Raw genomic sequence first — 10,931 nt, forward strand, 5'->3', positions numbered from 1 at the left:
GATCGTCGGGGTGACGGATTCCGGCCGGCCGGCCCCGCGGGTGGGTGGGTTGACCGTGGACCAAATCGCGGGGGAGGACGGCCTACGCTAGCCCGGTAGACGGGCGGGGCGCCAGGCTCGGCCGCGCCCGGTCGTCGTCTCGGATCTGAAAGAGGAACGAGGAAGGATGCCAAAACGGTTCATATCGCCTTTACCTTAAACGGCCAGCCCCGGGCCCTGGACATTCCCGCGACGGCCAGCGCGCTGCAGGTGATCCGCGATGTGATCGGCCTCACGGGTACCAAGGAGGGCTGCGGGATCGGCGAGTGCGGCGCATGCACCATCGAGGTGGACGGAAAAGCCGTCAATTCCTGCCTGATGCTGGGTGCCCAACTGGACGGCAGCGAGGTGCTGACCGTGGAGGGACTGGCCCCCGAGAGCGGACTGCACCCGCTGCAGGCGGCGTTCCTGGACCGGCACGGCGTGCAGTGCGGTTTCTGCACCCCCGGACTGTTGATGAGCACCCATGCCCTTTTGAGGGAAAACCCCCGCCCGGACCACGGGCAGGTTTCCAAGGCGATCGCGGGCAATATTTGCCGCTGCACCGGCTACCAGCAGATCTTCGCGTCAATTGCCGAGGCCGTCGGCCGCGGCGGCCGGGAGGGTGAGCCATGAGCGCGGCGGGCTATTTCAGGCCCCGGACGCTGTCCGAGGCCCTGACCTATCTGGCCGAAAACGCTGCTGGAATCGAAATCGTCGCCGGCGGCACCGACGTGATGGTGGACCTTCGGGCGGGGGCGATCACCCCCGAATGCCTGCTGGATGTCAGCCGCCTGGAGCCCCTGCGGGAGATCGCCCTGACCGCGGAGGGGCTTGCGGTGGGGGCGGCGGTGACCATCGCCGAGATCCAGCGCTCGCCGCTGATCAAAACCCACGCCCCGGCGCTTCAGAAAAGCACCGTCAACTTTGCCAGCCAGCAGATCCGAAATGTCGCCACCATCGGCGGCAATGTCGCCCACTGCTCCCCCTGCGGCGACACCCTGCCGGCGCTGGTGATTCACGAGGCCCGGGCGGTGCTGGCCAGCCCCCGCGGCGAACGCCTGGTGGCGGTCGAAGAGATCGCCTCGGGGCCCTACCTGTGCGCCCTGCCCAAAGACGAACTGATCGTGCGTTTCATACTCAAGCCCGCCGCGGTGGCCTTCGCCGATTTCCAGAAGATCGGGCGGCGCAAGGAGCTGGCCATCGCCCGGATGAGCATGGCCTACATGGCCAACAAGGACAGCGCGGGTCGGATCGGCTTCCTGCGCTTTTCGCTGGGATCCTGCACCCCCACCCCGCAGCGCATGCCGCGGGTGGAGGCGATGCTGCTGGGGCAGGTGCCCAGCGTCGGGCTGCTCTGGGAGGCTGGCCGGGTGCTGGCCGAAAACATGATCGCCATTACCGGCCGCAGGTCCTCGGCGGTCTACAAGGAGCCGGCGATCCAAGGGCTTTTCATGCGTATGCTGCATCCGATGGTGTGAACCATGGACCGAGAATTTAGAACGATTGGCCGGAGTATCCCGCGGGCGGGGGCGCTGGAAAAGCTCACCGGCAAAGCCCTCTTTGCCGCCGACATCGCGCTTCCCAGGCCCCTGGTGCTCAAGGCCCTGCGCAGCGTCCACGATCATGCCGAAGTGGTCGCCATCGATGTCGCCCAGGCCCTGGCGATCCCGGGGGTCGTGGGGGTCTTTACCGCCGCGGACATCCCCGGCAAAAACGCCCTGGGGATCATCAACAAGGACCAGCCGCTGCTGGCGGCCGACAAGGTGCGCTCCACGGCCGATGCCGTCGCCCTGGTGGCGGCCGAAACCAGAGAGGCCGCCCGGGCGGCCCTGGCTGCGATCGCGGTGACCTACAACCCGCTGCCGGCCGTGCTGGACCCCCTGGAGGCGCTTGAGCCCGACGCCCCCAAAATTCATCCCAAGGGCAACCTGCTCTTCACCCGCCGCATCCGCCGCGGTGACGCGGCCGGCGCCTTTGCCGGCTGCGCCAGCGTGATCGAGCAGACCTACCGCACCGCGATGATCGAACACAACTACCTGGAGCCCGATGCCGGGGCCGGCTTCGTGGACAGCGACGGTACCCTGGTGATCTACGCATCCACCCAGAACCCGCACTACGACCACAAGGAGGTGGTGTCGCTGCTGGGGCTTGCCGACCACCAGGTGCGGATCATCCAGGCGGCCACCGGCGGCGGGTTCGGCTCCAAGCTGGACCTCAACGTCCAGGGCTTCATCGGGCTGGCCCTGCATCACCTCAAGCGGCCGGTGCGCTATGTCTACAGCCGCGAGGAGGCCTACCGGGCGACCGCCAAGCGCCACCCCTTGACCCTGACCCTCAAGACCGGCACCGACGCCGAGGGGCGGCTGAAGGCCATCCGGGCGCGCATCGTCTGCGACACCGGCGCCTACGGTTCCTACGGGATCGCCGTGGCCTCGCGCGCGGCGGTGCATGTCAGCGGCCCCTACCAAATCCCCAACGTCGATATCGAGTGCCACTGCGTCTACACCAACAAGCCCTTCTGCGGCGCCATGCGCGGCTTCGGCGCCCCCCAGGCGGCCTTTGCGCACGAAAGCCAGCTGGACCTGCATGCCCGGGCGCTGGGCCTGGACCCCCTTGCGCTGCGCCTCAAAAACTGCCTCCGGGTGGGCTCCGAAACCGCCACCGGCCAGGTGCTGACGGCCAGCGTCGGCATCGGCGCGTGCCTGGAAGCGGTCAGGCCGCACTACTGCGAGGCGCTTGAAAACTGGGTGGCGGGCCCGGCGGCACCCTTCCGCCGGCGCGGGATCGGCCTGGGAGCCATGTTTTACGGGATCGGCAACACCGGCGTCCAGAACCCCTCCACCGCCCGGGTGGAGATGGACCCGGAGGGCCGAATCACCCTGTTCACCGGCTGCGCCGACATCGGCCAGGGCTCCTCCACGGTGCTGGTTCAAATCGCCGCCGAAACCCTCGGGGTCGATCCGGCCGCCATCCGCGCCGTGGTGGCCGACACCAAATACACCACGAACGCCGGGGCCACCTCGGCCAGCCGCCAGACCTACATTTCGGGCAACGCCGTCAAGGATGCCTGCCAGAAGCTGGGCGACGTCCTCAAGACCGAGGCGGTCAACCGCCTGCGGGCGCCCAAGGCCGCGCTGGTCTTCGAAGACGGGCAGGTGTTGATCGCGGCCAGCCCCGACAAACGGGTGGACTTCGCCTGGCTGGCGCGGCGGCTGCAAGCCAAGGGCGCCCCGCTCGCCTGGCAGGGGTACTTCGACCCGGAAACCGTTCCGCTGGACCCCGCCAGCGGCGAGGGGGTTCCCTACGCCACCTACGCCTTCGCCTGCCACCTGGCCCTGGTGGAGGTCGATACCCTCACCGGCGAGGTGTCCGTGGAGCGGGTGGTGGCGTCCCATGACGTCGGCCGCGCGATCCACCCCGAAAACGTGATCGGCCAGATCTGCGGCGGGGTGGCCATGGGGGTCGGGTTTGCCCTGATGGAGGAGTTTACGCCCCAAAAGACGCTTTCCATGAAAGACTATCACATCCCCACTTGCGCCGACATGCCCGCCGTGGTGCCGATCATCGTCGAGTCCGCGGAGCCCTCCGGGCCATACGGCGCCAAGGGGGTCGGCGAGCCGGCACTGATCCCCACCGCCCCGGCGGTGGTCAACGCCATCGCCCAGGCCCTGGGCGAGCGTATCTATTCCCTTCCCGCCAACCTGGAGCGGGTCTTGGCGGCCAGCATAACGTCGGGCCATTTCGGCCCCCGGGAGGTAACCCATGAGTAGCGTTCTCTTGAAAAACATCGGTACGATGGTCAGCGGCGACATCGCCGATCCGGTCCTGGCGGCGGACGCCATCCTGGTGGTCGACGGCAAGATCAGCCGGGTCGGGCGGCTGGAAGCGATGGGGCCGGTCACGGCCGACAAGACCATCGACTGCAACGGCACCACCGTGACCCCCGGACTGATCGATTCTCACTGCCACGTGGTGATGGGGGACTTTACCCCGCGCCAGAACGAGGTCGGTTTTTTGAGCAGCGAGGTTCACGGTGGGGTGACCACCATGATCTCCGCCGGTGAGGTCCACTTTCCAGGGCGGCCCAAAGACCCGGCCGGCACCAAGGCCCTGGCGATCCTCTCCCACAAGGCCTACCGCAACTTCAGGCCCGGCGGGGCCAAGGTCCTCGGCGGGTCGGTGATCCTGGAAAAGGGGCTGACCGAGGCCGACTTCGAGGAAATGGCCCGCGAAGGGGTCTGCGTGGTGGGCGAGATCGGCCTGGGCAGCGTCAAGGACCCCGAAGAGGCCGCCCCCATGGTGCGCTGGGCCAAGAAAAACGGCATGACGGTGATGATGCACACCGGGGGGACCTCGATTCCCGGCAGCAGCACGATCACCGCTGCGATGGTGATCGCCACCGACCCGGATGTGGTCTCGCACCTCAACGGCGGCCCCACGGCGGTGGCCCCGGTGGAGGTTGAAAAGCTGATCCGGGAAACCGACCTGACCCTCGAAATCGTGCACTGCGGCAATCCCAAGGTGGCGGTCGAGGCCGGCCGGCTGTGCGCCGAAGCCGGCGCCCTGGGGCGGGTGATCATCGGCAACGACGCCCCGTCGGGGACCGGTGTCATCCCGCTGGGCATCCTGCGGGTGGTCAACCACCTGGCCAGCCTGACGCCGGTCAGCGCAGCCCAGGCCCTCTGCATGGCCAGCGGCAACACCGCCCGGGTCTACAAACTGAACCGCGGCGTGATCGCGGCCGGCCGCGAGGCCGACCTGGTGATCATGGATGCGCCCATGGGCTCGGTGGGGGCCGACGCCCTGGCCGCCATCGAAGCCGGCGATGTGCCCGGGGTGGCCATGGTGCTGGTGGACGGCCAGGTGGTGGTGGCCAAGAGCCGCAACACCCCGCCGCCCAAGCGCACCCCCACCGTGGTGTAGGCGATGGCGGCCGGCGGAGGAACCAGCGGCTGGGGCCGCAAGAGAGCAAAGCGGAGCGAAGGGGCCCCCGGCCCCCTTGCCGGGAGGAGACGGCCGTGATGTTGGTGGATGGGGACAAGTGTATCGGCTGCGGCTTCTGCGTGCGCGACTGCCCGGTCGAAGCCGTGCGAATCGTCAAGAAAAAGGCGCAGATCGACCCCCTGCGCTGCACCGCCTGCGGGGTGTGCGTGCGGGTCTGCGAGCAGGGCGCGGTGACGGCTGCGGCCGAGCGTCCCGAGGCGGCGCTTGAGTGCGGCCACTGCCCCATCAAGTGCTGGGTGCCGCCCTCCGGCATCGGCGCCTGCCACCGCTACCGCAACCAGGATGGCCGGCTGGTGCGCACAACACCGCTGGTGCCGTTTGCGGCGGTGCGCGAGATCGTCGGCCCGGACCCCCGGCCGGAGATCCGACAGCCCGTCGTGACCGCCATCGGCGCGGGCACCACCTACCCCTGCTGCAAGCCCGCGCCGCACATCGTCCGGGAGCGGCGCGGCGCGGTGGACGTGGTCACGGTGGTGACCGAGGTCCCCCTGAGCTACTCTTCGGTGATCGTCAAGGTCGACACCGACATCCCCATCGGCAAGGAGGGGGCGGCCGTTTACGCCGGCAAGCGCGAAGTCGGGATGGTGGAGACCGAGCAGTACGGCTCCAAGATGCTGCACATCGGCGGCGTCAACCGCCTGACCGGCCCCAACGGCTTTGCCGTCGCGCGCACCATCACCGACATCGCCAACCGCAAGCCGGTCAAGCTGCGGATCGAAAACGGCAGCCGCCTGCTGGTGCAGGTGGGCAAGCCGCCGGTGGTCGACGGCCGCGAGGTGGCCAAAATGCGGGTCGGCTGCGGCAGCGCCACCCTGGGGATTTTCGCGCCGCTCCTGAAGGACGCGGCCGACGAGGTGGTGGTGCTGGATGCCCACATCACGGGGCTGATGAGCCGCCACGTGGCCGGCACTTTCGCCGGCGTCAAGCCCACCGGGGTGGCGTTGAAGTTCAAACAGAGCACCCCGGGGCGCTACTTCGGCGACCATGGCGCGGGCTGGGGCGGCACATCGATCACCGATCCGCTGAAGGTCATCGACCACATCGACATGACCGTCGGCTGGCCGGGAATGACCGTCCTGATCACCGAGACCACCGGCCAGAACGGCGCCCTTTTCGAAGTGGGTGCGGACGGCACGCTGGGTGAAATTCCCCTGACCGACAAGGCCCGCTTCGCCTTAAAAGCGATTGCGGACTCCTGCGAGCCGTCGCGGGTCTCGGCCGTCTACAGCGCCGGCAGCGGCGGCAGCGCGCGGGCCGGGGTGACGCGCTTTCCCATCAAGCTGACCCAGGCGGTGCACGCCGGCAAGGCCCACCTCACCGTCGGCGGTGCCGGCGGCTTCATCTGGCCCGGCGGCGGCATCTCTTTCCTGGTGGACGTCGAGCGCGTCCTGCCCGGCTCCTTCTACTGGACGCCCACCCCTGCCACCATCTGCCCGCTGGAATACACCATGCTGGTGGCCGACTACGAGGCCATGGGGGGGCATGTGGCGGCCATGAGGCCCTTCAAGGCCGTCGACCCGGCCGGCGAAGAGGGCGAAGGCGGCGCCGGATGAGCGACCGGCGGATCATGGAGCTGCCCGGCGGCCGGGCGCTGCTGGCCGAAAACGGCCCCATGCGGCTGGTGATCCAGGCCTGGGAGGGGCCGGCGCCGCGGCTGGACCTGGCGGCCGAAGCGGCCGGCTACGCCTTCGAATGCCTGGCCTGCGTGGCTGGCCAGCTGGCGGTCCTCAAGCGGCCGGGTGGCAGCATCGACCGGCTGCCGTCGGAGCCGCTGGCCCGGGAGATGATCGCCAGCGTGCGCGCCGTGGGCGATGCCGACCTGACCCCGCTGGCGGCCGTGGCCGGCACCTTGGCCGACGCCGTCGCCGACCGGCTCTTCGGCCAGGGGCTGAGCCGGGTGATCGTGGATAACGGCGGCGACATCGCCATCCGCCTGGCGCCGGGCGAAACCGCGCGGGTGGGCCTGCGGCCGGAAATCGCACACCCCGCAATCTCCCACGTGCTGACCCTGGACGGCCGCCACAGCAGCTGGGGGGTGACCACCAGCGGCCTGGGCGGACGCAGCTTCACCTGCGGGATCGCCTCGGCGGTCACCGCTGTCGCCCGCAGCGCCTCGCTGGCCGACGCCGCCGCCACCGCGGTGGCCAATGCCTGCTTTGCACCCGGAGCCGACGTGCTCCGCGTGCCGGCCGCACAGCTGGACCCCAACACCGACATCCCGGAGCTGCTGGTGACCGTTGCGGTGGGAGACCTCACCGGCGCGCAGCGCTGCGAGGCCCTCTCAAACGCCCTGCGCAAGGCCGAAGAGCTCACCCGAAAAGGGGTGATCCGGGGGGCCCTGGCCGCGGTCGGCCGGGAGGTGGTCCAGACCGCCGATTTTTGCAAACACTTTGCGGAGCTGGCCGCACTGGCCTGAAGGTGCGGCCCTTTTCCGAATGGGGTCCCCGGTGGACCCGATTCCCAAACTTTCACCCGATAGGAGGGATTATGAAGCTCACAAGCCGTATTACCGCCACCTTGGCTATCGTCACGGCCATCGGTCTCGTCATGGGTTTTGGCCTCTCCCCGGCGGCCCGGGCCGAGGACGGCAAGATGCACATCCGCTTCAGCACCTGGCACGTTCCGGCCGGCGCCGATGTTCAGAATCTCTGGATCCCGATGCTGGAGGAGATGAAAACCCGCAGCGACGGCCGCATCACCTACACGATGTTTGCCGGCGGCGCCCTGGGCAAGGGGCCCGACCACTACGACATCGTCAAGACCGGCCTCTCCGACATGGGCTATGCGACCCTGACGTGGACCCCCGGCCGGTTTCCGCTGACCGACGTGCTCTCCTCGCCGATGGTTTGCCCGGCCAAGTGGAAGGGGGTCGAGATCGGCATGGCGATGTATGAAAAGGGCCTCAGCGACGAGTTCAAGGACGTCAAGGTCCTGCACATCAACAACTGCGTCATGGCGCACCTGTGGACCACCAAGAAGGTCGAAAAAATGGAGGACTTGAAGGGGATGAAGATCCGCAGCCCCGGCGGCATCCAGACTCTGTGCATCGAATCCCTGGGCGCCACCCCGGTTTTCATGCCGCTGGGCGAGGTCTATCTGTCCATGGAAACCGGCGTGCTGGACGGCGTGGTCACCTGCCCGGCGCTGGTCAAGGCCTTCAAGCTCTACGAGGTCGCCGACTACGGTGTGCCGGTCTCCTTCGGCTGCGTCTCCGAAGGCCTTTTCATGAACCAGAAATCCTGGGAGCGCACCCCCGAGGATCTCAAGCCGATCATCGAGGAGGTCGCCCGCAACGCCTACAAGCTGCACAACATGTTTGACGAGCACTGGTATGAGGAATCCATGGATGCCTTTGGCCAGACCGTCGAACTGGTCACCCTTTCGCCCGAAGAAAAGGCCCGCTGGGAAAAGCAGTTCCAAGGGGTGATGGTGAACTGGGCAGACGGGCTGGAGAAAAAAGGCCTGCCCGCGGGCAAGACCATCGCGGATTTCAGGGAAGTGCTGACCGAGCAGGGCGTGCCCACCAACATCCTGCCGGCGGAATAGGGCGAGGTTCGGTGTGATTGCCGCCGCTTCTCCGGGCCCGCCGCGCCGCCCGCCGGCGGGCCCGGAGAGGCATTCCAGACCAACCCAAATCCGGCGTCATCGATTGCCGCGACGCTGACGGTAAAACCGCATGATTTCCGAAGAAAACATCATTCATCGCCTGACCGGCTGGGCCTTTTCAGCCGGCATGGTCTGGGTGCTGGTCATGATGGTCCTGACGGCCGTGGACGTCACCGGCCGTTATCTTTTTTCTGCGCCCGTCAAGGGGTCTCTGGAACTGAGCGAGTTCATGCTGGCGGTTTTCGGCATGCTGGGCATGGCCTACACCCAGCGCATGGGGGCCAACGTCAAGGTCCGCATCCTGGAAAAATTCCTGCCCCGCCGGGCGGTCCTGGCACTGGACAGCCTGACCTTCGCCCTGAGCCTGGGCGTCGTCCTGCTGCTGGTCTACCAGAGCTGGGTGATGGGGATCGAGGAGTACCATTACGGGACGACCTCGGACTCGCTGGGTGTTCCGCTCTACCCGTTTCATTTCCTGCTCTCGCTGGCCTGCCTGGTGCTGGCGTTGGAGCTGCTGGTGTCGCTGGTCAACTCCCTTTACGGGGTGTTCGCCAAAAACCCGCCGTCTTAAAGGAGCCGCATGGATCCACTGATCGTTGGCCTGGGGGGTATCGGGGTCCTGTTTTTGCTGCTGCTGATCGGCATGCCCATCGGCTATACCCTGGCACTGGTGGGCTTTGCCGGCATCAGCCTGATCACCGATCCGGCGGTGGCCATGCCGACGCTGGTCAAATCCTTCTACTCCACCTTCACCCAATACGCCTTCACGGTCATCCCCCTATTTGTCATCATGGGGGAGCTGGCCACCATCTGCGGCCTGAGCCAGGGGATCTACGACGTGGCCGACAAATGGCTGCGCCGGCTGCCCGGCGGCCTGGGGATCGCCACCATCGGGGCCTGCTCGGGGTTTGCCGCCATCTGCGGCTCCTCGGTGGCCACCGCGGCCACCCTGGGGCGGGTGGCGCTGCCCGAGATGCAGCGCTACGGCTACGACCGGCATCTTGCCACCGGCAGCGTGGCGGCCGGGGGAACCCTGGGGTTTCTGATTCCCCCCAGCATCGGCTTCGTGGTCTACGGGATCCTGACCGAGCAGTCCATCGGCAAACTGCTGATCTCGGGCTTTCTGCCGGGGTTTCTGCTGGCCGCGGCCTATGTGGTCATCATCGTGGTCTGGGTCGCGCTGAAGCCGGAATCGGCGCCGGCCAGCCCGGAAACGGTCAGCCTGAAGGAGAAGCTGCTGGCGCTGAAAGGGGTGTGGGAGCTGGCGGTGGGCTTCCTGCTGGTGATGGGCGGGCTTTATCTGGGTTTTTTCACCCCCACCGAGGCGGGCGGTGTCGGGGCCTTTTTCCTGTTCTGCGTGACCCTCTTCAAGCGCCGCCTGGACTGGACCCGGCTGCGGCTGGCGCTGCAGGAGACGGCCAAGATCTCCGTCATGATCTTCATGATCCTGGCCGGGGCCTACGTCTTCACCTACTTCATGGCGCTCAGCATGATCCCCATGCGTCTCGCCGGCTGGCTGACCGGGCTGGACCTTTCGCCCTACATCATCCTGACCATCATCCTGCTGGGCTACCTGGTGCTGGGGTGCTTTCTGGACGCCACCTCGATGATGGTCCTGACCCTGCCGGTCATTTTCCCCGCCATCCTGCAGTTGGGCTTCGACCCCATTTGGTTCGGGGTGATCTCGGTGCTGATGATGGAGGCCGGCCTGATCACCCCGCCGCTGGGGCTCAACATCTTCGTCATCTCCGGCGTGGCCGGTGTGCCCATCGAGGTCGTCTTCCGGGGCGCCATGTACTTCCTGCTGGCAATCTTCGCGGTGGTGGTGCTGATCACGATCTTTCCCCAGATCGCGACCGTGCTGCCGGCCATGATGCGCTGAACGGGCGGCGCGCGCCCGCTGCGCCACAGGAGAGATGCGGCCGATGACAGAAATTAAAACCATGGACGCCAACCCCATCCGGGGGCTGCGGGTGGTCCTGCGGGGCGCCGGCGAAATGGCCTCCGGCGTCGCCTGGCGCCTCTACCGCGCCAACATCCGCCGGCTGGTCATGCTGGAAGTCCCCGACCCGCTGGCCGTGCGCCGCAATGTCAGCTTCTGCGAGGCGCTGCACCAGGGCTGGCAGACGGTGGAGGGCGTCCAGGCGGTCAAGGCCGCGGACATCGGCGGGGTGCCGCGGGCCTGGGACACCGGCCAGATTCCGGTCCTGGTGGACCCCGAGGCGCGCCTGCTGCCCCGGCTGGCGCCGGACGTGCTGGTGGACGCGACGCTTGCCAAGCGCAACCTGGGCACCCGGCTG

At 67.7% G+C, this 10,931-nt stretch carries 10 protein-coding genes; all 10 read left to right on the plus strand.

From position 1 onward, the window contains the following. Positions 1–183: 183 nt before the first annotated feature. A complete protein-coding gene (locus LJE63_12310; protein MCG6907388.1) occupies positions 184–654 on the plus strand; it encodes a (2Fe-2S)-binding protein in 471 nt (156 codons plus the stop codon). Beyond that, on the plus strand, positions 651–1,499 hold the full coding sequence (locus LJE63_12315) for an FAD binding domain-containing protein (GenBank protein MCG6907389.1): 849 nt from the start codon (positions 651–653) through the stop codon (positions 1,497–1,499). Before LJE63_12310 ends, LJE63_12315 begins: the two co-directional genes overlap by 4 nt. 3 nt (positions 1,500–1,502) lie before the next feature. Further along, positions 1,503–3,791, plus strand: coding sequence for a xanthine dehydrogenase family protein molybdopterin-binding subunit (locus LJE63_12320; GenBank protein MCG6907390.1), 2,289 nt, complete (start codon positions 1,503–1,505; stop codon positions 3,789–3,791). After that, positions 3,784–4,944 (plus strand): amidohydrolase family protein, encoded by a 1,161-nt coding sequence (locus LJE63_12325; protein ID MCG6907391.1) that lies wholly within the window; start codon positions 3,784–3,786, stop codon positions 4,942–4,944. Before LJE63_12320 ends, LJE63_12325 begins: the two co-directional genes overlap by 8 nt. Before the next feature lie 98 nt (positions 4,945–5,042). After that, a complete protein-coding gene (locus LJE63_12330; protein MCG6907392.1) occupies positions 5,043–6,578 on the plus strand; it encodes a 4Fe-4S binding protein in 1,536 nt (511 codons plus the stop codon). Then, positions 6,575–7,441 (plus strand): hypothetical protein, encoded by an 867-nt coding sequence (locus tag LJE63_12335; protein ID MCG6907393.1) that lies wholly within the window; start codon positions 6,575–6,577, stop codon positions 7,439–7,441. The genes LJE63_12330 and LJE63_12335 overlap by 4 nt, the downstream gene beginning before the upstream one ends. 71 nt (positions 7,442–7,512) lie before the next feature. Beyond that, positions 7,513–8,571 carry a TRAP transporter substrate-binding protein gene (locus tag LJE63_12340; GenBank protein MCG6907394.1) on the plus strand — a complete coding sequence of 353 codons (1,059 nt, stop codon included), beginning with the start codon at positions 7,513–7,515 and terminating at the stop codon, positions 8,569–8,571. Between the two features lie 130 nt (positions 8,572–8,701). Then, on the plus strand, positions 8,702–9,202 hold the full coding sequence (locus LJE63_12345) for a TRAP transporter small permease (protein ID MCG6907395.1): 501 nt from the start codon (positions 8,702–8,704) through the stop codon (positions 9,200–9,202). A 9-nt stretch (positions 9,203–9,211) separates the two neighbouring features. Further along, positions 9,212–10,513 (plus strand): TRAP transporter large permease, encoded by a 1,302-nt coding sequence (locus tag LJE63_12350; protein ID MCG6907396.1) that lies wholly within the window; start codon positions 9,212–9,214, stop codon positions 10,511–10,513. A 43-nt stretch (positions 10,514–10,556) separates the two neighbouring features. After that, positions 10,557–10,931, plus strand: a 375-nt coding sequence (locus LJE63_12355; GenBank protein MCG6907397.1) for a molybdenum hydroxylase, incomplete at its 3' end; no start/stop codon positions are given.

The sequence above is a fragment of the Desulfobacteraceae bacterium genome, assembly GCA_022340425.1.
GTDB lineage: Bacteria > Desulfobacterota > Desulfobacteria > Desulfobacterales > JAABRJ01 > JAABRJ01.